Genomic DNA, 22,910 nt, shown 5'->3' with positions numbered 1-22,910 from the left:
CACTAAAAACTAATTACAGATGAGTTTAATTTCTAAACAAGATTTGATTTCTGCGGCTGGACTTAAAAAGATTGGATTTTTAAAAAATCCAGCAGCGGCGGCACTTATGAAATTAACGAAGATTGACGAGGTCAATAAAATGTATGACAGTCTGAAGCATCTGGAAGGAAAAGCATTTTTTGATGCGTACGTTGAATATAGAAATTTAAAATACATCGTTTTTGCTGAAGATTTAGCAAAAATACCCAAAACAGGCCCTTTTATTTTAGTGAGTAATCATCCGCTTGGTGCTATAGATGGCGTTTTGATGATTAAAATAATTATGGAACTTCGGCCAGATTTCAAAGTAATGGGCAATTTTCTTTTAACGAAAATTGAACCTATGCAGCCGTATGTGATTTCTGTGAATCCGTTTGAAGGTCGAAAAGAAGCCTACAGCAGTGCAAGCGGAATGCGTGGCGCTTTGCAACATTTGCAGAGTGGTGGTTGCCTCGGGATTTTCCCCGCCGGTGAAGTTTCTAATACTAATAATGAATATGGCGAAATATTAGATAGAGAATGGGAAAAACCTGCATTGAAACTCATAAAGCGAGCAAAAGTACCTGTAGTGCCGATGTATTTTCATGCTAAAAATAGCCAGTTATTTTATAGAGTATCCAAAATTCATCCAGATTTGCAAACACTTTTGCTGCCAGCAGAAATGATGCATAAACGAGATAAGCCAATTAGAATTAGAATAGGAAAGGCCGTCAGTGTAAAACTAATTGAAGAGAACGAAACGATAGAAGAACTTGGCTCGTTTTTAAGAAAAAAAGTGTACCGCTTGAAATCTTATTATGACAAAAGAAAAAGCCTACCAGATCTATTAAAAATTCCAAATCTTGCCTTAAAATTTCCTATTTTAAAATCTGAAAATATCATTCAAAATATTATTGATGAAACCCCACAAGAAGATCTTATTGCGGAAGTAAAGGTCTTAAAAGAGCAAGATAAAATGATGTTTTCTAACGGAAATTATGAGATTTATTTTGCAAAATATGAAGATATTCCGTCCATAATGCGGGAAATTGGCAGGCAGCGGGAACTCACTTTTCGCGCCATTGGCGAGGGTAGTAATCTGCCTTTTGATTTAGATAAATACGATCAATATTACCACCATTTATTTCTATGGGATAATGTAGAGCAAAAATTAGTGGGTGCTTATAGAATGGGCTTGGGTTGCGAAATAATGAAAAAATATGGTATAGATGGCTTTTACACCAGTTCATTATTTGAATTTGATTTAGAATTACAACCCTTTTTCCGAAAAGTAATAGAAATGGGAAGGGCCTATATTTCCCAAGAATATCAACAAAAACCATTACCGTTATTTCTTTTGTGGCGCGGTATCGTACACGTTTGCTTAAGAAACCCAGAGCATAAATTTCTAATGGGCGGCGTGAGTATAAGTGATAAATTTTCAGAATTTTCTAAATCTTTAATGATAGAATTCATGCGCTCACATTATTATGATGCTGCAGTTGCCCAATATGTTCACCCGAAAAATGAATTTAAAGTCATCCTAAAAGACCGCGATAAACATTTGTTTTTTGAAGATTTGGATTCTGACCTTAATAAATTAGATAAAATAATTGATGATTTGGAACCCGAAATGCGACTTCCGGTTTTAATTAAGAAATACATTAAGCAAAATGCAAAAGTAATTGCCTTCAACGTAGATCCAACCTTTAATGATGCCATTGATGGACTAATGTATATCCGAATTAGTGATTTGCCGGAAAGCACCATTAAGCCTGTTTTAGAAGAAATGAGTGAACATTATAGAAGGGAACAAGATAATATTGAAACTGAAAACCAGTGAGTTTCAAATTATTTGTAAAAAATATTTAAAATGATTTGCAACTTATACTAAAAGTCTCTATTTTTGCACCACTTTAAACAACAAAGTGATGGTTTCTTAGCTCAGTTGGTAGAGCAATGGACTGAAAATCCATGTGTCCCTGGTTCGATCCCTGGAGAAACCACAAAGCGTTAACAATTATGTTAACGCTTTTTTTATTTAATACAAATAGCTTGAAAATCCATATTTGATTGGTACTCGTATTTAGAAATAGTGAATTTATTTTTAAAATTTCTAAATGTTGTGTATTCTTTTTAACATTTTTTAAACGAAAACAAAGTGCACAACGGAAAAATTATTTTTAACTTCGCATTCTAAATTTTAGTAATGAAAAAAATAAAATATGTGCTTTTATTGATGCTTTCTCTGCAATTACTTGCGCAGGAAAGCATTAATTTTTCAAATAAACCTTTCGCAGAACTTCTAGCACAAGCAAAAAAAGAGAAAAAATTAGTTTTTCTTGATGCATATGCTTCTTGGTGTGGCCCTTGTAAATTACTAGAAAGAAATGTTTTTCCAGATCCTGCGGTGAAAGAATTTTATAATAAAACTTTCATCAATACACACATCGATATGGAAAAAGGCGAAGGCCCAGAAATTGCCAGAAAATATATGATTCGCTCATATCCAAGTCTTCTATTTTTAAATGGCGATGGAGAAGTAATTCAGAAAGGATTAGGCTACATGAGCCCTAGTGATTTTTTAGCATTGGGTAAAGAAGTTGGAGACCCAATTAATGCAAAAGAATCCCCGAAAGCTCTTTTTGAAAAAGGCGAATCTAATCCTCAATTTTTAGAAACGATTATAAAAAATAATGCCAATTCGGATTTTGAATTTGCGAAAAAAGCAGCGGAACGTTATTTTGAAGTAAAGAAAACTAAAGAGTTAAGCAAACAAGAAGTTTCTTATATCTTATATTTTTTAAAATCTACAAAAGATCCTATTTACAAAGTTTTTGTTGCCGATAAAGATGAAATAGTGAAAATTATTCCACTTGATACTTATACCCAATTTGATAATCAAATTAAATTGTCGGAAGTTTTGGAAGCGTCTATTGATGAGAAAGATGGAACAATAAATGAAGATTATTATTTCAAAAATGCAACACCAATCGTGGGTAAAGAGGAGGCAGAAAATGCATTAAACAGAGTGAAAATTTCCCTCTATCCGCAAACTGGCAATTTTGCAGGTTATGAAAAAGCAGCATTAGAATACTATAAAAATCCAGATAATTTTGAAACGAAAGAGTTAGACAAGGCAGCATGGATTTTTAGTCAGAATGTAACTAATGAAGCATCACTAAACGAAGCCAAAGTTTGGGCAGAAAAATCTGTAATGAAAAGCGAAAATCCAGAAAACACCTATATTTTAGCAAAATTATATCAAAAAACTGGCGATATAGAAAAAGCAAAATCTTTTGCTGAAATGTCTAAAAACATTGCTGCTCAGGCTGGGAAAGACACAAGTTTAGCAGACGCATTATTAGAAGAATTAAAAAAATAAATATATGAAGAAATTATTTTTTTTGTTTTTTGTAGCCTTCTTTTTGCAAATATTTTCGCAAGAAAAGAAGGCATTGTACGTTAAAGCAAATGCGCTTTTTTTACCTATTGGGATTATGAATGCGGGTTTAGAATACCAGTTAAATAATCGTTACACTTTGCAAGGTGATGTGCTAATTTCTCCATGGAAATCATTTGCTAATCACGAGTTACAATATTATTCTGCATCGGCAGAAGGCAGGTATTATTTCGATCAAGCTTTTAAACATTGGTACGTAGGGGCAAATATTGCTGTAGCCGCATTTAAATTGCAAAAATGGAATTATTGGCAAAAAGGCATTTACATTAACGATAATAATGTAGAATATGAAAATTCAAACCTTTACCAAAAAGGCTTCTCGTTTTATATCGGAGCCACAGTTGGTTACCAATTCCAGTTAGCAGAAAGATGGAACATGGATATTTATGGCACTTTCGGGAATTCTCAAGATTTTTATAAAGGATACGATCGCACAACAGGATTGCGTTACGATGTGGAGCAAGGTTATAACAAAAGTGGCGAATTTATTCCTTACCGCGGTGGCGTAATGATTTCTTATAAATTGAGATAAAAGCCCTTGAAATTGTTTTTATTAAATATTAATGAAACAAATGTCCTGATAAAGCGAGTAAAACACCACAAACTACCAAAATAATTTTCATCCAATCTATGTTGTGATTTTTGTTACTTTCAAAAATAATGACGGAAGAAATATGTAAAAATATTCCACCCACAATCGCTAGGAAATATATTTTTAGATTCGGATTAAAATAATGTCCCAAAAACATCCCAACTGGTGATGCCATCGCAAATATTAATATGATCAGCCAAGATTTAGCACTAAAAGAAGCCTTGTTTTTAATTAAAAAAGCACCTAAAACAAAAGAAATTGGCAGGTTGTGAAATAAAATTCCCATTAAATAAGGCGAAAAAATTTCTCTTTCTGAAGCCAAAGGAATTCCTTCCAAAAAAGCGTGGAAAAATAGGCCAATCATCAAGGCAACTGGTAAAATAGCTTGGTCGCCGTGGCTATGAAAATGCCCGTGCTCAAAGCCTTTCGTGAGACTTTCTAAAATCATTTGTAATAAAACACCGCCAATAATCCAAAGTCCGATTGCATGATTTTCCGCCGCATAAACTTCCGGAAATACTTCATTTAAACAAATCGTAATTAAGAAACCGGCACTTAAAATAAGTAGGTTTTTTGCTAATTTTTCTTGCTTGCCGAAATATTTCCCAAGGAAAACGCCCGCTAAAACACTCATTAAGAGGAGAATAAATATAAATATCTGTACCATTTTATTTTATTTTTTTAAAAACAATTATGCATCTTTCAGACGTTTTTTCTTTAAACAAATCTAGATTATAATCGCCCCAAATATTTATTCTTTCTAAGCCAGCATTTGCCGCGAACGCATCCATTTCTTTTAAATCGTGAAGTTTTACTTTTTCTTCGAATTTGAAATCTTCATCTTTATCGCGAAAAGAAATCGTTTTGATGATATGTTGATTTTCAATTTTTTTATTGATATGAAATAAGATATTTTGTTTTAAAATTGCCTGGTTTTCTATCAAATTATTTTTCACAAAAGCCGCATTCATAAAGTCTAAAACAAATAATCCATTTTCTTCCAAAATAGCGGAAACAGAAGAGAAAACCTGCTGGTCTTCTTTGTCTGTTTCAAAATAGCCAAAACTGGTGAAAAGATTAAAAACAGCATCTACTTTTCCAAATTTAATGGGGTTTCGCATATCGTGAACTTCAAACTTTAAAGTTTCATTTTCAAACTTTTTGTCGTACAAAATACTTTCTTTAGACAAATCTAAACCCAAAACATCAAATCCCATCTTATTTAGAAAAACCGAATGTCTGCCTCGTCCACAAGCCAAATCGATGATTTTTGAGTGCGGTTTTAAATCTAAAACACCAATTAATTTTTCTAAAAATTGCTCACCTTCCTTGTAATCTCTGTCTTGATAAAGTATGTGATAGTAAGGCGTATTAAACCAAGTATTAAACCATTCCATTCCGCAAAAATAAGTTTTTTGGTTGATAGTTGATGGTATTTAGTTGTCAGTTGATGGTAACTTTTAAAAATTTTCTTATTAAAATACTAAAATAACCTGTTGTGCATTTAGACAAGCTGCATAATTAACCGTAAATCAAGTTAAACGCAAAGGCGCAAGAACTTAGTTATTATGAAAATAGTTCTAAGGCGCAAGAAAATCAAAGATTTTCAACTTTTAACGAAGTTAAAACTTTGCGCCTTATAAACGTAAATATTTGAAAATAAATTACTTGCGCCTTTGCGTTTAATGTTTTTCTATATGCACAACAGGTTAAAATAATCAATCATTAAAAATAACTAAATTTGCAAAAATGTGATAAGACATGTTAGTAGATAAAAATGTATTTGCTAAAAACCATCAACTGACAACTATCAACTAACAACTAATTATGGATTCAGACAATTTAAAAATACAAATCAAAACCTTTTTCGGTTTAGAAGAAATTTTGGCGGCGGAAATTAAAAAATTGGGCGGACAAAATGTGGAAGTGAAAAACCGCGCAGTCAATTGCGAAGGCGATTTGGGTTTTCTTTATAAAATAAATTACAGTTGTAGAACGGCTTTAAAAATTTTAGTACCGATTTTGACCTTCAAAACTTGGGACGAAAACCGTTTTTATGATAAATTATTTGATTTCCCTTGGGAAGATTATTTGCGCGTTGATCAGAGTTTTGCCATAGATTCTACCATTTATTCCGACCGATTTTCGCACTCGCAATTTATGGTTCAAAAAATGAAAGATGCGATTGTCGATTATTTTAAATTTAAGTACAACACGCGCCCAAATGTAGATTCTAAAAACCCTGAAATAAAAATTCACCTTCATATCGATCGTGAATTGGTGACTATTTCTTTGGATTCTTCTGGTGATGCTTTGTTTAAAAGAGGTTACAGAAAAACCCAAGGTGAAGCGCCAATCAACGAAGTTTTAGCCTCAGGAATGTTGCAATTGGCAAGTTGGGACGGCAAAGGAAATTTTCTGGATCCAATGTGTGGTTCTGGGACTTTATTGATTGAAGCGGCGATGATTGCGATGGATTTGCCGGCGCAGATTTTCCGGAAAGAATTTGGCTTTCAAAACTGGCCGAATTATGATGCCGAATTATTTTCGACCATTAAAGAAAACCGAATTAAAAGAATTAAAGAATTTACCGGAAAAATTGTCGGTTATGATATTGATAATGTGATGCTTGACGCCGCAGGCGACAATATTGCTGCCGCAGAATTGGAAGAAGTGATTGAAGTAAGAAAGCAAAACTTTTTCGACAGTAAAAAAGAATTATTTCCTTTGTTGATGGTTTTCAATCCGCCTTATGACGAGAGAATTGAAATTACAGACGAAGATTTTTACAGCAAAATTGGCGATACTTTTAAGAAAAATTACCCAAATACTTTAGCATGGATGATTTCTTCAGATTTAGAAGCCGTAAAAAAAGTGGGTTTAAGACCTTCCAGAAAAATAAAATTATTCAACGGGAAATTAGAATGCAGATTTTTGCAATATGAAATGTATGAAGGGACGAAAAAGATTCATAAGTTAAATAATGAAACAATATAACAGTTTAACATACCGATCTAAATTAATTGTTACATTCTTAAATTAAATACATTGTTAAATTGAATTCAATCTCAATAATCATCGCCATCTACAATCGCAAAGACGAACTTTTCGAGTTGCTCAATTCGTTATTGGCGCAAACCGATAAAGATTTTGAAATTATTGTTGTTGATGATGGTTCAAAAATCGCTTTGCTTCCAACTATTGAACTTTTTTCTGAAACTTTGAATATTCAGTTTTTCCGAAAACCCAATTCTGGGCCAGGTTTATCTAGAAATTACGGCGCCAAAAGAGCCAAAAATGATTGGTTGGTTTTTGTAGATTCTGATGTGATTGTTGAGGAAGATTACATTGAAAATATTAAGAAAAATCTTTCAGAAAATCCTTGTGATGCTTTTGGTGGCGCAGATAAAGCGCACAAAGGTTTTAATTTAATTCAAAAGGCAATTTCCTATTCGATGACTTCCGTTTTCACCACCGGCGGAATTCGAGGGAATGCAAAATCCGTCACAAAATTTCAACCGAGAAGTTTTAATATGGGCGTGAAAAAAAGTGCTTTTTTAGAAGTCGGCGGTTTTTCAGATTTACGTATTGGTGAAGATCCAGATTTGTCGATGACTTTGTGGGAACACAATTTCTCGACAAGATTTTTCGAAAATATTGGCGTTTATCACAAAAGAAGAACAGATTTTGGCAAATTTTCTAAGCAAGTTTATCAATTTGGTGTGGCGAGACCGATTTTAAATCAACGTCATCCGGAGTTTACAAAACTCACTTTTGCGTTTCCTTCGCTCTTTTTGCTGGGTTATTTTCTGGGGATTTTCAATTATTTTATGTGGCTAAATGGTTTGCTTTTAGGGCTTTATGGTCTTTACACATTTGTAATTTTCTTTCACGCTTTATGGAAAACCAGAAATGTAAGTATTGCATCTTTGGCGGTGATTTCCAGTTACATACAACTTTTTTCTTACGGCTTTGGTTTCCTAAAATCTTGGTTTTTGCTCAATGTTTTTCGGCAAAAGCCAGAAGAGGCTTTTCCAAGTCATTTTTATAAAAATTAGTTGAATAATTTTTTTTTAAGTGCAAAGAAGTTGGTTTTGATTTTGTTGCGTTGTTTTGTGAGGTGTTTTATTTATTAAAAATTTTATATTTGCCAAAGAACATTAAATAAAATGCAATTGAATTTGTGTTTTTTGTAAAAATATTTAGATTAAATTAATATAAAATGCCAAAAGTTTCCATCATCGTTCCGGTTTATAATGTAGAAGAACATTTGGAAAAATGCTTAAATTCTTTGGTAAAGCAAAGTTTAGATGATGTAGAAATAATTGTGGTAAATGATGGAAGCCAAGATGATTCGCAAAATATTATTAATCAATTTCAAGAAAAGTTTCCGGATAAAATAAAAGCGTTTAGAAAAGAAAACGGCGGCTTAAGTGATGCCAGAAATTTCGGACTTGATGAAGCGATGGGAGATTACATCGGTTTTGTAGATAGTGATGATTATATTTCGGAAGAAATGTTTGATGAAATGTATGCTTTAGCAGAAAAATATGCTGCTGAAATGGTGATTTGTAATTTGCAAAAAGTAGATGAAAAAGGTGAAATTGTTCAAAAATTAACGCAAATTCCGAATCTTCCTGAGGTGGTAGATTTAAGGAAAAATTTTTCTGTTTTTGCTGATTTATCTTATTTCGCGTGCAACAAATTATTCCGAAAGGATTTGTTCTTGGAGAAGCGATTTCAAAAAAACATGCATTTTGAAGATATAGAACTTATTCCGCAAATATTGCTAGAATGTAAAACGATCGCCCACACGCAAAAGTACCATTATCAGTATTTTGAAAGGCAAAATTCTATTAGCAAAACGCATACAGAGAAAGGTTTGGATATTTTTAAGGCCGTAAAAAATGTAGCGGTAGCATTTAAAAATTCTGATTTTGCAGATTTGGAATTAGAACTGAAACGGTTTTTTATATTTGAAGGTGTTTATAGTTTTTTGGCTTATTATGCTTTTGTAAAAAATGAGCAAACTGCTGAAATTTTATTTAAAGATTATCTAGAATTTAAAACAGAAAATCGCATTAAACTTGGTGAAATTTTGCGTTATAAAAGGTTTGGTAAAAATTATCTCTTATCTTTGCCACGAAAAAAAATGATATATTATTTATTCTGTTTTTGTGGAATGCAGAATTGGATAAGGAAAATTATATAAAACACAATCTCTTTTGATGCAATTTTTACATCCTGTTTACACGATTACCATCATAATTCTAATTGTTTACAGCTTTTTGGAGGTTTATGCTAATGAATTTAAAATCTACAAAAGTGTTTGGATTGTAGTTTTAATCTTAATATTGCTAGCCGGTTTTAGAAAAGGAGTAGGTGCAGATTATCCTGTGTATGAGCAGATGTATAGTTTTTTTCCGCTGAATACTAATTTCGGGGAACTATTTTCTAAGGCCCTTTTTCAAAATAATAATTTGGAGATTGAGTGGTTTTATTTGTTTTTCAACAATATATTTTTTCTTATTGGTTTGCCATTTTTTATCTTTACGTTGTTTGTTTCCATCGTAGCAATCGTTCCGAAATATTATGCGATGGAGAAAAATGTGGTTTTTCCTGCAACAGCCTTGATGTTGTATGTAATACCTGCGTATTTTCTTTCAGATAGTGGGCAAATGCGGCAAGGTTTAGCAATGGGTTTGTGTATTTTTTCTTTTAAATATATAAAAGAGAGAAATTTGTTAATGTTTATAATCATTATGTATTTTGCATTAGGTTTTCATAAAACTGCAGCAGTTTTTTTTCCTGCATATTGGTTGGTAAGAGTGAAACTCAACAAGACGAGAATAATTGCGATTGTTTTGTTTTGTATGATTTTGTCGCCTTTTGAGATTTATAATAATTTAGGATTTCTAAATGCAATAGCGCCGCAAGAGGTTTACCAAGGTTATTCGGATTATGTGAATGTGCAAGTAGAACAAACGGGAGCTATAAAATTTTTAGATTTAATAAGTTTACTTTATTTATTTTTCATTTTAACGTTTGATGAAGAATCTTGCAGAAGAATTCCATATTATGAATATATGCGCAACTTAGGATTAATAGGGATTTGTATATTTTTTATAATGAGAGGAAGCCCTATATTTTCTACCAGATTGCCTGCTGTTTATTTAGCGTTTGCAGCATTTATAATTCCAAATAATTTGGCTATAATACAAAACACTGCTTATAAAAAATTTTTGCATATAATATTGGTGATTTTCGTGATTTTTTATTACTTTGTTTTTACGCAATATCAGGGTGCAAGTGGCCGTTTTACGCCGAATAGTTATAAAAGTTATCTTTGGAATTAGGATTATGGAAAAATTAGAAATTTTTTTGACAACAATGCATTTTCCAGTTTTTTGGATTAAATTATTATTGGGATTTTTGTGTTCATTTGCAATTACGTTTTTCTCTATTCCTGCTATTATAAAAATATCTATGAGAAAGAATCTGATGGATGAACCAGGCTCTAGAAGTTCTCATCTGCGGAAAATATCTAATCTTGGTGGTATTGCTATTGTTTTTTCACTTTGTGTTTGTGCACCAATTTTCGCAAATAAACTTTTTAATGAGTACAAATTTCTATTCGCATCACTTATAATTTTGCTTTATATAGGTGTGATGGATGATATTATGATTATGCGGGCGTACAAAAAATTGATTGCCCAGGTACTCGTTTCACTGCTTATGGTGATAGGTTCAGATGTGAGAATAGGGAGTTTGTTTGGTGTTTTTGGTATTAATGAATTAAACTATTGGTTTAGTGTTGTTTTTACGGTAGTCACTTTTGTGATTTTAATTAATGCTTTTAATTTAATTGATGGAATTGATGGATTAGCAGGTATGTACTCTGTTGTATGCAGTATATTTTTTGGTGTCAGTTACTTTCGTTTGGGACCTTATAACTATCCTTTGGTGATATTATCTGCGATTATTGTTGGCTCTGCTATTGCTTTTTTATATTATAATTTATCTAATTATAGAAATAAAAAAATATTTATGGGCGATACAGGATCCATGGTTTTAGGTTTTTTGCTCGCATTTACAGGAATTTGTTTTATAAATATCTTTATAGATAGAAAAATAGTAAATATTCCCCATTACCATTTGGAAAGTGCGCCTGTAATTGCAGTTGCGATATTAATTTTACCTATAGTTGATACTTTGCACGTTATTTTAATAAGAATATTTACGGGTAAGTCACCTTTTGATGCAGATACCAATCATATCCACCATAAACTCTTACGTTTGGGTTATACACACAGAAGATCTACATTTTATATCATTGCTTATTATTTATTAATTGTCGCATTTGCCTATTTTTTTAGACATTTAAATAATAATCTTTTACTATTTTTGATTATGTTTTTTGGTTTTGTGGGTGCTATAATTCCGGAAATTAAATATAAATTGAAAAAAACCAATTAAATCTGTATTTTTGCAACCTTTATACACAACTATGAAATTTCTTAAGTTTATATTAATTTTATTTTCTGGATTTTTACTTACATCATGCGTTACATCTAAAGATGTGCGATATTTTCAACCTAGTGAAAGTTTGGTGATTAACGAAGAAGGACTTGTGCCATACAATATACCAGAATATAGAATCACGCAAAACGACATTCTTACGTTGAATATTGTGACCACGCCAAAAGGAGATGCTGCACAATTTTATTCTTCTTTAAACACGAGTAGTTCTGCTAATAATCCTAATATTACTGGTGTTTCAACTGCAGGAGTGGGATCAAGTTCAGGAAATGCAAGTATTTATTTTAATGGTTTAAAAGTAGAGAGAGATGGCGATATTAATATTTTTGGTATCGGCTATATAAAAGCAGAAGGAAGAACAATAAAAGAAGTTTCAGAAGAAATACAACAAAAAGTAAATGAAAATTTCTTAGATGGAAAATCTCAAGTTAGATTAAGCCTTGGTGGCATCACTTATACCATAATTGGCGATACAGAAACCGTGGGCATCACAGGTGAAAAAATTGCGCACAAGAACACTTTAACACTAACAGAAGCACTTGCAGATAACGGCGGACTAAACAGAACGGTAGATAAAACCAACATAGAAATCCACCGAAAATTACCCGAAGGCATAAAGATAGCACGCATTGATCTTACCAGACAAGATGCGATGAACTCGCCCTATTATTGGGTGCAAAATGGGGATGAAATTTATTTGAGCACCAGACCGAAAAATCTTAATGGATTCGGTAAAGACCCCATACAGACTATTACTACAGGCGTTGGTGTAATTACCACAGCACTTTCTATATATTTAATTCTCTCCAGACTATAAGCCTATGATTCCAGAAAGTATAAAGGCAGACAGCCCCACGAAAGAGAAAATAGGAACATTCGCCTTTTTTGATATTGAGCATTTTCTTCGAAAACTACTCAAATATTGGTATTGGTTTGTTTTGATGGGAATTATTGGCTATGGCATTTCTTACATTTATAGTAAATATTACGCACAAAGAATCTACGCATCCAATCTTTCCTTGAGTATTTCTAACAATACAGCAAGTTATTTCACACCAAACCAATCCATCAATTTTATTTGGGGGCAAACAGGAAATCAGGACGGTGTATTTTTAAAAAAAATGCTCCTTTCCAGAACACATAATGAATATTTGGTGAAACAGTTGGGTTTATTTTATAACTATTCCACAAAAGGTCTCATTAAAGCAACATATTTGGATAAAAATGATTCGCCTGTTTTCATGGAAATAGATAAAAACCATTTACAGCAGGTTAATTATGCTATTACTTTGATACCAAAAGGTGGCGATAGATATGAAGTGGAACTTCCAAATGAAGGCCAATCTACCTATCTCTACAATTACACCGCAGAAGGCTTTCAAAGCGTACCCGCTTTTGCCCGTCCAGGAAATAAAATCATAACCGTAGGCGAGTGGTACACAAGTCCAAATTTGCGCTTTAAACTGGTGAAAAACCCAGAAAAGACACCTATAAAATTAGAAAATATAATCATTTCGCTATCCACTGTAAATGATGCGGTAAATGCGATAGTTAACAGTATCAGTGTAGATTTTGATCGTGAAATTGCCTCTATTATGATTATTACCAAAAGAGGTTATAATCTTAATGGAACTGTTAATTTTTTAAATAAATCAGTCGCAGAACTTATTCAAAAGCGATTAGAAGATAAAAATGTAGTAGATAGAAATACTGCCGATTATATTGATTTGAATCTAAAGAAGATTAGAAAAAAACTAGATTCTAGCGCCGAAAAATTAAATAATTTAAAAATTAATGAAGGCTTATATGATGTCACAAACCGAGATGAAAAATTACTCACCGAAATAAAAGATCTCGACGCAAAAAAGGCAGAACTTATTACTAAAATCAATTCTCTTAATAATATAAGAAATTCTGTTGCGACCGCAAATTTAGACAAATTGATAAGCCTTAATGCAGCAGGAATTGATGATGGTATGTTTGCCGCAACTGTTTCAGAAATGAAAGCACTTTATGAGAAAAGGCGAGAACTAGCAACGATTTATCAGCCAAATTCTGCACCAATGTTAGAAATAAATCGGCAAATAAGTGATGCGCGTGGAAAATCTCAAGGCAGCCTTCAGAAATATTATGGAATATTCGCAGATCAACTTAGCGATATTAATTCAAAAATCGCTTCAGCCGATCATAATTTAACCACATTTCCAGAGAAAGAACGAAAATATTTAGATGTAGAGCGCGGTTATAATATGATTGAGGCCACGTACAATTCGCTTCTTTCCAAACAAAATGAAACTCAAATTCGCTTTGCAGGTAATAATCAATCTGATATAAAAGTAATCGATCCTGCAAAAAATTTAGGCCAATATCCAATCGCGCCAAACATTCAACGTGCAAAGTATTTAATTATAGGCGGGTTGCTACTCATACCTTTGCTTATATTGCTTTTAAGTGAATTGCTTGATAATAAAATTAGAAATATTAAAGAACTTATTCAAGTAACGAAAATTCCACTTTTGGGTGTAATCGGGAAAAATAGCCACGATAATAATCTCACCGTTTTAGAACAACCGAAATCTTCTGTTTCCGAAGCGTATCGCGGTATTCGTGCTAATTTGAGATTTTTGACTAATGAGGAAGATAAAAGTAAAGTAATTTTGGTAACATCCTCCGTCGGAGGCGAAGGGAAAACCTATATTTCTATAAATCTCGCTTCTGTACTTGGCTTAAGTGGTAAAAAAACTATTCTTCTGGGTATGGATTTGCGTAAACCTAAAATATTTGGAGATTTTAAAATAGATAATAAATATGGTATTTCAAATTATCTTACAGGCGAAGTTACAATGGATCAAATTATAAATTCCACAAGAATTAAAGGTTTAGATGTTGCCACTTCTGGTCCAATACCGCCAAATCCTTCAGAACTACTGATGAGCGAGCGAAATATCAATTTAATTTCAGAATTAAGAAAAATATATGATTTTATAATAATAGATTCCCCGCCAGTAGGTTTAGTCGCGGATTCTTTTGAATTGATGAATCATGCGGATGCCACTGTATATGTTGTACGCCATGAATACACAGAAAAATATATGTTGAAGATGATAATGGAGAAATATAGAGACCAAGAAATTAAACATTTGGGCTTAGTTTATAATGATTTCGCTGTACAGCAAGGCTATGGTTATGGGTATGGCTACGGGTATGGCTACGGGTATGGCTACGGGTATTTTGAAGAAGATAAAAATTATGCAGAACCAACCCTAATAAAAATACGGAATAAAATCATGAGAATTTTTAATAAAAATTAGTTTTTAATTTTTAAAAGACACTTAACACTTTCTTTTTAATTTTCTAAAAATATTTAATCCCAATCTGCGTTTTATTACCAATATTTTATGCTTATTTGGGCTTTTTTAACGAAACATTAAGAAGCCCCTTAAAACAAATTTGTTTTATATTTGCAAAAATTAATTTTAAAGGAGCAGAGAAACTCCATTTTATTTAATGAATTTAAAATTTATATACATTTTTTCAGCAATATTCATGCTTACGTTTTGCCAAGCGCAACGCCATGAAATTGGTGTGCAGTTAGGCGCTAGTAATCTCGTGGGCGATATTGGGAACACTTCTTACATTTTGCAAAGGCCGATTGGTGGAAGTTTATCCACTTACGGTATTCCAATGTATGCCGGTATCTTATACAGAATGAATTTTAATCCATACCAAACTGTAAGATTTAACCTGGGTTACAGCCATATTCAGTTTGATGACCGTGTGGCAAAAGAAAACTATAGGCGATACCGAAAACTACACGGTACAAATTCTATTTATGAACTTGATGTGCTGTATGAATATAATTTTTTACCTGTTAATGATGAGCAGAAAAGCCTGCTAAGTCCTTATATTTTCGGAGGACTGGGCGGAATGATTACTTACGTGGCACAAGCAAAAATTGAAAATGATTTTAATAGAGATGCTTCAGGAAATGCAATCGCTCCCACATCTAGCACAGATTTCTTAACTAAAACAACTTACACACAAGGCCAGAAAGCAACAATGTCTATTCCTTTCGGTGTTGGTTTAAAATATAAATTTAATTATAACTGGGCGCTTTTTGGCGAATTTATGTTTCGGCCAACTTTCTCTGATTCAATAGATTATAGCGTAATAGATAACAAAGATGTGAAGGTATCTTACAATAAAGATATTTTAGATGATACAGGCAAAAAATCTCTATTGCAAACGGATCCATATCTTACAGTAGCGCAGCAAAGAGAGGCAGATTTTATAAAAAGCAGACAAGTAGGAAATATTAACTCTAAAGATTGGGTAAATAGTGTCACTATTGGCATTACTTATTCTTTTGGAAGACCACCATGTTATTGTGAACAGTAAAAGTATGACCTTGGCAAAAGACCAAATAAACCTAGAAAATATTCCGCAGCATGTTGCCATTATTATGGACGGCAACGGACGCTGGGCAAAAAGTCGTGGCGAAGAACGCACATTTGGACATAAAAATGCCATAGATGCAGTTAGAAATGCTATAAATGCTTGTAACGAAATCAATATTCCATACCTTACTTTATATACTTTTTCTTCTGAAAACTGGAATAGGCCAGACAAAGAAGTCAATACCCTCATGAATTTGCTTTCTGAAACATTACTTTTAGAAGCAGAAGAAATTCATAATAAAGGCCTTCGGATGCACGTCATTGGTGACGTTGATCTTTTGCCAGATTTAGTGAGAGATCAACTTTATAGTTTAGCAGAAATCACCAAAGACAATAAAAAAGGTAATTTAATATTAGCCTTAAGTTATGGCTCACAAAAGGAAATGTTGAAAGCCGTAAAAGAAATCAGCCAAAAAGTAAAAGATGGTAAATTAGAAGTTGAAGATATTACAGAAAAGTGCTTTGAAAATCATCTTTATACCAAGAATTTCCCACCAGTAGATTTGTTAATTCGAACCAGCGGAGAAGTGAGAATTAGTAATTTTTTACTGTGGCAAATTGCCTACGCAGAATTACAGTTCTTAGACGTTCTCTGGCCAGATTTCACAAAAGAGCATTTTTTTCAATGCATATTAGACTATCAGATAAAAGAAAGGAGATACGGCAAAACTAGCGAGCAACTGCGCATTAATTAAATAAAAGATTTAGGATATATAATGAAGTTTAAATTCTTACCCATCATCATGTTTGTCGTTTCGGCGAATTTCTACGGCCAAGTTACGCCGCCAGAAACCTCTGGAAACACTACCGAACAAACTGAAAAACCTGCCGGAACCTACGTGCTAAAAAACATCATTGTAGATGGTGTGAAAAAATACTCTGCAGACCAAATTCTTCGGTTTACAGGCTTAAGCAAAGGCGAAAGCGTAGAAATACCCGGCATGAAAATTAGTAATGCTATTAAAAAACTTTGGGAAACAGACAATTTTTCAGAAGTAGAAGTCTATGTAGAAAGCGTAGAAGGCGAAAGTGTGGTGTTAAGATTTAACCTTCAAGATTTAAAAGAATTAGGAACAGTAAAATTCACTGGTAAAGGCGTTGGTAAATCTAAAAGTGAAAAACTCGCCAAAGACAACGGTCTCAAGCCAGGCACAAAAATTACTCAAAATCTAATATCAACGCTTAAAACAAATATCCCAAAAGATTATATTAAAAAAGGTTATGCCGATGCAGATATAACCATCGAAGATAAAGTAAATGCAAAAGACCCCAATTTAGTAGATTGGACGATTGAAGTTGACCGAGGCAAAAGAATAAAAATAGATCATATTGAATTTGAAGGAAATAAGGTGGTTTCTGATAGGAAATTGCGCAAAAAGGCTTTCAAAGACACCAAACAAAGAAGAATAAGCATCAGCGGAATTCTAAAACCATCAAAATTTATTGCCAGTAAATACGAAGATGATAAGGAAAATCTTATAAGTTATTACAATTCTCTTGGCTTTAGAGATGCAAAAATTATTTCGGATTCTGTTTACAGAAACAAACGGAATAATTATATGATAGATGTGAAACTAAATGAAGGTAAAAAATACTACATCGGAGACATCACATTTTTAGGAAATACTACTTTTTCTACAGATTTTCTTCAAAAAGTGTTGGGCTATAAAAAAGGTGATATTTATGACGCCGTTGGTTTTAACAAAAAAGTAGGCTTAGATGGCGGTAAAGAAGATGATTCTGATATCAAATCGGTATATATGAATAATGGTTTTCTTTTCTCCAACGTTACACCAATAGAAAAAGCAGTGAAAGGAGATTCTATAAATTTAGAAATTAGAATTAATGAAGGCGAAAAGGCCACTTGGAATCGCGTTACTTGGTCTGGGAATACCACCACACATGATCATGTGATTTTGCGTTCACTTCGTACAAAACCAGGCAATTTATTTAATAAATCAGACATAAAGAGAACGTATTTTGATTTGGCTTCAATGAGTTTCTTTGATCCTCAGCAGATTGGCCAAAACATACAGCCGCATCCAGAAGATAATACGGTTGATTTACATTGGACCTTGGTGGAAAAAGGATCCTCCCAAGTTCAGCTGCAAGCAGGTTATGGCGGTGGGTCATTCATCGGAACGCTTGGTCTAACTTTTAATAATTTCTCATTGAAGAATTTTTTAAAGTTTAAAAATTTTAAACCTATTCCACAAGGAGACGGTCAAACTTTATCTTTAACCGCGCAGGCAGGGCAATATTTTAAAAATTTTGGATTCTCTTTCACAGAACCTTGGCTATTTGGTACTAAACCAACTGCACTCTCTGTCAGTATCAATCAATCTTTGGTGAATTATGGTGCAGTTGCAAATGCAACAACGGGTATTGTTTCAGACCAAAAATTAAATATATTTTCTGCAAGTCTTGGCTTGAATAGATTACTCTCTTGGCCAGACGATTATTTTTCGCTCTACACAGGTATTCAGTATCAAAATTATACTTTTAGTAATTATCCATTTCAGTTTGGTACTAGTACAGAAGAATTTGGCTCGGCCAATAACTTTAGTTTCAACCTTGCTTTAAGTAGAAATTCTGCGGGTGTAGATCCAATATTCCCTACGCAAGGTTCCAATGTAGAAGCATCTGTGAAGTTTACGCCGCCCTATTCACTATTTAATAAAAAAGACTATTCTACAGAAACACCAAGTCAGAAATACAGATTGTTAGAATTTTATAAAGTAAAATTAAAAGCAGATATTTACAACACATTAATTGGTAAATTAGTTTTAAGAAGTTCCGCAGAAATGGGCTTTTTAGATGGTTACAATAGACAATTAGGCGCGCCGCCTTTTGAAAGATTTTATGTAGGTGGAGTTAATCAAATAGGTGGAAATTTTGACGGTCGAGAATTAATACCATTACGAGGTTATGAAAACGCCTCTTCAACTGGTGGCCAAACGAATGATATCACACCATACGGAGGCGCTACAATTTATAATAGATTCAATTTAGAACTAAGATATCCGATTTCAATGAATCAAACTGCAAAAATTTATGCCTTAACTTTCTTAGAAGCAGGAAACGCGTGGAATAGTTTTGGTACCTATAATCCGTTTCAATTAAAAAGATCTGCAGGTGTAGGCATCAGAGTTTATATGGGTGCTTTTGGCTTAATAGGATTTGATTTTGCGTATGGTTTTGATAAATCTATTGGCAACACCGATCCAGCAGGTTGGAAAACCCATTTCTTATTGAATCAAAGTTTGTAATTTTTTTAATTAAATTAATCATGAAGCATTTAAAAATTTTCGGCATCTTTTTTATAATGATTAGCGGTTTTGCCAATGCTCAAAAAATTGGCGTTGTAGACACCAACTATATTTTAGAAAAAATGCCCCAATATAAAGAGGCAGAAAGCCGTCTGAATGCGCAGATTTCTACTTGGCAAAGTGAAATACAAACCATGCAAAGTGATTTTGATAAAAAGAAAGCAGCGTTTGAAAATGAAAAAGTACTTCTAGTAGGAGATCAGTTGAAAGAAAGACAAAAGGAAATAGACGATTTAGATAAAAAAATCAAAACCTTAATCAATAGCCGCTTTGGCTCCAATGGCGAAATCAATAACTATAGATCAAGCCTTACCAAGCCTTTTCAAGATCAGATCTGGAATGCCATCAAAACTATGGCAGAAAAAAACAGTTTAGGTATAGTTCTTGATAAAAGCAATAACATTAGTGTAATTTTTTTAGAAAAAAGATACGATTATACAGATAAAGTTTTAGATTTGCTACTTAAAAATCAGCCAAAAACAAATGGAAGTAATAACACTCCCCAAAAAAACGGAAAAATAGGAAGCATTAAAAAAATGAATTCTTCACGAGCCAAAAGCATGGATTCACAAAACAGATAAAAAATCAATCAATAAACAATTTTAAAATTAGTATAGTAAGTTATGAAAAAATTAAGTGTATTATTTGCAGCCGTAGTGATGCTTTTTAGCGTAGGGATGAAAGCTCAAAAAGTAGCATCTATGGATGTAGCAGGTGTTTTGAGTTTAATGCCAGAAAAGAAAAAAGCAGATGAGCAATTAGATGCTTATTCCAAAGCGAAACAAGCAGAAATGCAAAAGGAAGCACAACCTTATCAAGCAATTGCACAAAAATATCAAGAAGAAGCGCCAACGCAAACCGCTGAAGTAAACAAAAAAAGGGAAGCAGAATTGCAGAAAATGCAATCGGAGTTGCAAACGAAAGCAGCAGCTGTGCAAAAAGATGTTGCAGATAAAACAGACGCCACTTATGCCCCAATTGAAGCTAAATTTAATGCAGCGGTAGATAAAGTAGCAAAAGCAAACGGTTGGGATTTTATTTTTGATGCAAACAGCCCAAGTTTAATCTACAAAGCTGGTCCTGATGCAACTGCACTTGTCAAAAAAGAATTAGGTCTTTAATATTTAGATTTTAATTTATAAAACCACTTCTTTTTGAGGTGGTTTTTTTATTCAATGAATCGTACTTTTGTATCAATGGAAAAAGAAATTTCAACCAGTGTCAAAATCCGTTTTAGCGATTGCGACCCAATCGGACATCTAAATAATGTGAAATATTTAGAATATATGTTCAACGCCCGAGAAGACCATGTGGAAGATTTTTATGGTTTCACCTATGAAGCCTGGATGAAAAAAACGGGCTGCACGTGGATTACTATTCAAAATGAAATCGCTTATTTAAAAGAAGTGCGTTACAACCAAAAAGTAGTGATAAGCAGCAAAACAGTTTTCATATCAGACCGAACTTCTACTATAGAAATTTTGATGAAAAGTGAAGACGAGCAAACCATACATGCCGTTCTATGGGTACAAGTAATCTATTTTAATATGAAAACACGCCAATCCGAAATACAACCAGAGGACGTTAAGGCATTATTTTTAAAATTTAAAGTAGATATAGAAGACGCAGATTTTGGAAGTCGTGTAAAATATTTTCGTAAAATGAATAAACAGAAATGAAAAAGATATTAGTTACTGGCGGAAGTGGCCAGCTTGGTCAATGCTTAAAAAAAATTAGTAAAGATTTTTCGCAGTTTGAATTTGCTTTTACAGATTCCAACACGCTAGATATTACAAATGCAACACAAGTTCAAGATTATTTTAGTGATTTTAAACCAGATTTTTGTGTGAATGCCGCCGCATACACCGCAGTTGATTTGGCAGAAAAAGAAAGCGAACTTGCTTTTAGAATTAATGCTGAAGGCGTTTCAAATCTCGCAAAAGCTTGTTCAGAAATTGGTGCCGTGTTAGTTCAAATTTCTACAGATTACGTGTTTGATGGAGAAACCAATCTTCCGTATGACGAAGAAGATTTTACAAACCCACAAGGCGTTTATGGGAAGTCTAAAAGAGAAGGCGAAATTCTCGCATTAGAAGAAAATCCCAAAACCGTGGTCATTAGAACTTCTTGGCTTTATTCAGAATTTAGTAAAAATTTTGTGAAAACTATGCTTACTCTATTTGCACAGAAAGAAATATTGGGTATCGTAAACGACCAATTTGGCCAGCCCACAAATGCAAACGATTTGGCGCAAGCAATAATGAAAATTATTTTATCAGAAAATATAGAACCTGGCATTTTGCATTTTTCAAATTATCCAGAAACAACCTGGTTTCATTTTGCACAAAAAATTGCAGAATACTCTAAAAGTAAAATTAAATTAAACCCAATTACAACGTCCGAATTTCCTACACCCGCGAAGCGACCTGCTCGAAGCACAATGTGTTTAGATAAAATTGAAAAAGATTATGATATAGAATTAAAACATTGGGAAAATAGTTTGGAAGAATGTATCAATAATTATTTATCATAATGAAATATATCAAAAATATTTTTGCACTTTTTTTAATAAATTTTGCATTTTGCCAAAATGTAACTTTAAATAAAGTAGAGAAGGTGGGTACAAATAGCGATAAATTTTTTTATAAAATTAATCCAGATTCTGTAAAATCACAATATTTAGGAGAACTTGATGTTCAAGGGTTTTCTGCTGATGATACCACAGTTTTTGATTTAATTTATAAAGAGGCCAAATCTGTCGGGGCCAATGCTTTTGCATATAAACCCTTCGCAACTATTGATGGTGTCTCAAAAAAACTAGATCCTGCGCACTATTTGTTAAGTTTATACGAAGTTAAAAAGGATGATTTTCCAAAACAATCGAACTTTATCTATATCGTTTCATCCTCCAATAAGCCTCAAAAAATTAGGTTTAACGGAAATGATGTTGAATTGCAACCTCGTTCTTATGTTTTAAAAATGATAAAACCTGGCGAAACTTACCTTATCTCTACAAAAAAGTTTCTAGGCTCGTCAGTAAATGTGCGAAGCGATAAGTATGAAGGCAAGCAATTCTTTTTAATATCTTCTTTTAAAGTTAAAGCTAATCCATACGGAACAGCCGGAATTAATTTTAAATCTGGAGATATTTTAAAACTAGAAAAATCTTATGGCGATTTTTTAACAACTATTTACACTAAATTAGATTGAAAGAAATTTTATTTATGCAAAGATTATATTAAAAGCACTTTATTTTGAAGTGCTTTTTTTATTAAATAGCATCTTGTAAATGTTCTTTCTTTGAGATTTTTAGTTTATGTTTAGTTCTGCTAAAAAATTTTAGAATTGAAATTCAGAGTATTAAGAAGAATTCGTAAAATAAAGGTGTAATAAATTTGGTGATAAGGTAAAATGATTCTACTTTTGCACTCTCAAATCGAAAGAATAGAGGGAGCGTAGGAGTTATAGCGGTTTATTTTTTAATAAATTTATTTAGAAAAAGATTGTGAGTT

The 22,910-nt window shown here is 32.8% G+C and carries 20 protein-coding genes and 1 tRNA gene; 19 read left to right on the top strand and 2 right to left on the bottom strand.

Annotated elements, in window-relative coordinates:
- The first annotated feature begins 19 nt into the window (after positions 1–19).
- The 4 genes from C4S29_RS08635 (at position 20) to C4S29_RS08620 (ending at position 4,013) form a co-directional block, all read left to right on the top strand.
- The gene (locus C4S29_RS08635) at positions 20–1,861 is read left to right on the top strand and encodes a lysophospholipid acyltransferase family protein (protein WP_103913754.1); all 1,842 of its coding nucleotides are present in this window, start codon (positions 20–22) and stop codon (positions 1,859–1,861) included.
- A 90-nt stretch (positions 1,862–1,951) separates the two neighbouring features.
- Positions 1,952–2,024 (top strand) — tRNA-Phe (locus C4S29_RS08630).
- A gap of 203 nt (positions 2,025–2,227) precedes the next feature.
- Entirely contained in the window at positions 2,228–3,403 is a 1,176-nt protein-coding gene (locus tag C4S29_RS08625) for a thioredoxin family protein (RefSeq protein ID WP_103913753.1), read from the top strand.
- A gap of 4 nt (positions 3,404–3,407) precedes the next feature.
- A complete protein-coding gene (locus C4S29_RS08620) occupies positions 3,408–4,013 on the top strand; it encodes a DUF3575 domain-containing protein (protein ID WP_103913752.1) in 606 nt (201 codons plus the stop codon).
- Positions 4,014–4,041: 28 nt separating this feature from the next.
- Here C4S29_RS08620 and C4S29_RS08615 read toward each other — a convergent pair whose 3' ends face one another.
- Positions 4,042–4,740, bottom strand: coding sequence for a ZIP family metal transporter (locus tag C4S29_RS08615; protein ID WP_103913751.1), 699 nt, complete (start codon positions 4,738–4,740; stop codon positions 4,042–4,044).
- Between the two features lies 1 nt (position 4,741).
- Positions 4,742–5,470 (bottom strand): class I SAM-dependent DNA methyltransferase, encoded by a 729-nt coding sequence (locus C4S29_RS08610; protein ID WP_103913750.1) that lies wholly within the window; start codon positions 5,468–5,470, stop codon positions 4,742–4,744.
- Positions 5,471–5,900: 430 nt separating this feature from the next.
- Here C4S29_RS08610 and C4S29_RS08605 point away from each other — a divergent pair, with 430 nt between their 5' ends.
- The 15 genes from C4S29_RS08605 (at position 5,901) to C4S29_RS08535 (ending at position 22,608) form a co-directional block, all read left to right on the top strand.
- The gene (locus C4S29_RS08605; RefSeq protein WP_103913749.1) at positions 5,901–7,070 is read left to right on the top strand and encodes a THUMP domain-containing class I SAM-dependent RNA methyltransferase; all 1,170 of its coding nucleotides are present in this window, start codon (positions 5,901–5,903) and stop codon (positions 7,068–7,070) included.
- Between the two features lie 59 nt (positions 7,071–7,129).
- The gene (locus C4S29_RS08600; RefSeq protein WP_103913748.1) at positions 7,130–8,131 is read left to right on the top strand and encodes a glycosyltransferase; all 1,002 of its coding nucleotides are present in this window, start codon (positions 7,130–7,132) and stop codon (positions 8,129–8,131) included.
- 164 nt (positions 8,132–8,295) lie between these two features.
- On the top strand, positions 8,296–9,285 hold the full coding sequence (locus C4S29_RS08595) for a glycosyltransferase family 2 protein (RefSeq protein ID WP_103913747.1): 990 nt from the start codon (positions 8,296–8,298) through the stop codon (positions 9,283–9,285).
- Positions 9,286–9,301: 16 nt separating this feature from the next.
- Complete coding sequence (locus C4S29_RS08590) at positions 9,302–10,429, top strand: EpsG family protein (RefSeq protein WP_103913746.1); 1,128 nt, start codon at positions 9,302–9,304, stop codon at positions 10,427–10,429.
- A gap of 4 nt (positions 10,430–10,433) precedes the next feature.
- Positions 10,434–11,549 carry a glycosyltransferase family 4 protein gene (locus C4S29_RS08585; RefSeq protein WP_103913745.1) on the top strand — a complete coding sequence of 372 codons (1,116 nt, stop codon included), beginning with the start codon at positions 10,434–10,436 and terminating at the stop codon, positions 11,547–11,549.
- 31 nt (positions 11,550–11,580) lie between these two features.
- Positions 11,581–12,429 carry a polysaccharide biosynthesis/export family protein gene (locus tag C4S29_RS08580; protein WP_103913744.1) on the top strand — a complete coding sequence of 283 codons (849 nt, stop codon included), beginning with the start codon at positions 11,581–11,583 and terminating at the stop codon, positions 12,427–12,429.
- A gap of 4 nt (positions 12,430–12,433) precedes the next feature.
- A complete protein-coding gene (locus C4S29_RS08575) occupies positions 12,434–14,923 on the top strand; it encodes an exopolysaccharide transport family protein (protein ID WP_103913743.1) in 2,490 nt (829 codons plus the stop codon).
- 196 nt (positions 14,924–15,119) lie between these two features.
- A complete protein-coding gene (porG, locus tag C4S29_RS08570; RefSeq protein ID WP_103913742.1) occupies positions 15,120–16,010 on the top strand; it encodes a type IX secretion system protein PorG in 891 nt (296 codons plus the stop codon).
- Between the two features lie 4 nt (positions 16,011–16,014).
- A complete protein-coding gene (locus tag C4S29_RS08565) occupies positions 16,015–16,764 on the top strand; it encodes an isoprenyl transferase (RefSeq protein ID WP_103913741.1) in 750 nt (249 codons plus the stop codon).
- Positions 16,765–16,785: 21 nt separating this feature from the next.
- Complete coding sequence (bamA, locus tag C4S29_RS08560; protein ID WP_103913740.1) at positions 16,786–19,338, top strand: outer membrane protein assembly factor BamA; 2,553 nt, start codon at positions 16,786–16,788, stop codon at positions 19,336–19,338.
- A 20-nt stretch (positions 19,339–19,358) separates the two neighbouring features.
- Complete coding sequence (locus C4S29_RS08555; RefSeq protein ID WP_103913936.1) at positions 19,359–19,979, top strand: OmpH family outer membrane protein; 621 nt, start codon at positions 19,359–19,361, stop codon at positions 19,977–19,979.
- A 42-nt stretch (positions 19,980–20,021) separates the two neighbouring features.
- Positions 20,022–20,519 (top strand): OmpH family outer membrane protein, encoded by a 498-nt coding sequence (locus C4S29_RS08550; protein WP_103913739.1) that lies wholly within the window; start codon positions 20,022–20,024, stop codon positions 20,517–20,519.
- 75 nt (positions 20,520–20,594) lie between these two features.
- Entirely contained in the window at positions 20,595–21,077 is a 483-nt protein-coding gene (locus C4S29_RS08545) for an acyl-CoA thioesterase (RefSeq protein ID WP_103913738.1), read from the top strand.
- Positions 21,074–21,931 (top strand): dTDP-4-dehydrorhamnose reductase, encoded by an 858-nt coding sequence (gene rfbD, locus C4S29_RS08540; RefSeq protein WP_103913737.1) that lies wholly within the window; start codon positions 21,074–21,076, stop codon positions 21,929–21,931. Before C4S29_RS08545 ends, rfbD begins: the two co-directional genes overlap by 4 nt.
- Positions 21,931–22,608 (top strand): hypothetical protein, encoded by a 678-nt coding sequence (locus C4S29_RS08535; protein WP_103913736.1) that lies wholly within the window; start codon positions 21,931–21,933, stop codon positions 22,606–22,608. The genes rfbD and C4S29_RS08535 overlap by 1 nt, the downstream gene beginning before the upstream one ends.
- The last annotated feature ends 302 nt before the right edge of the window (positions 22,609–22,910 follow it).

The sequence above is a fragment of the Halpernia humi genome, assembly GCF_900108025.1.
In the GTDB taxonomy this organism is placed as follows: Bacteria; Bacteroidota; Bacteroidia; order Flavobacteriales; family Weeksellaceae; genus Halpernia; species Halpernia humi.
Note: the sequence above shows the minus strand (reverse complement) of the source record. Positions and strands in the feature narration are given on the sequence as shown.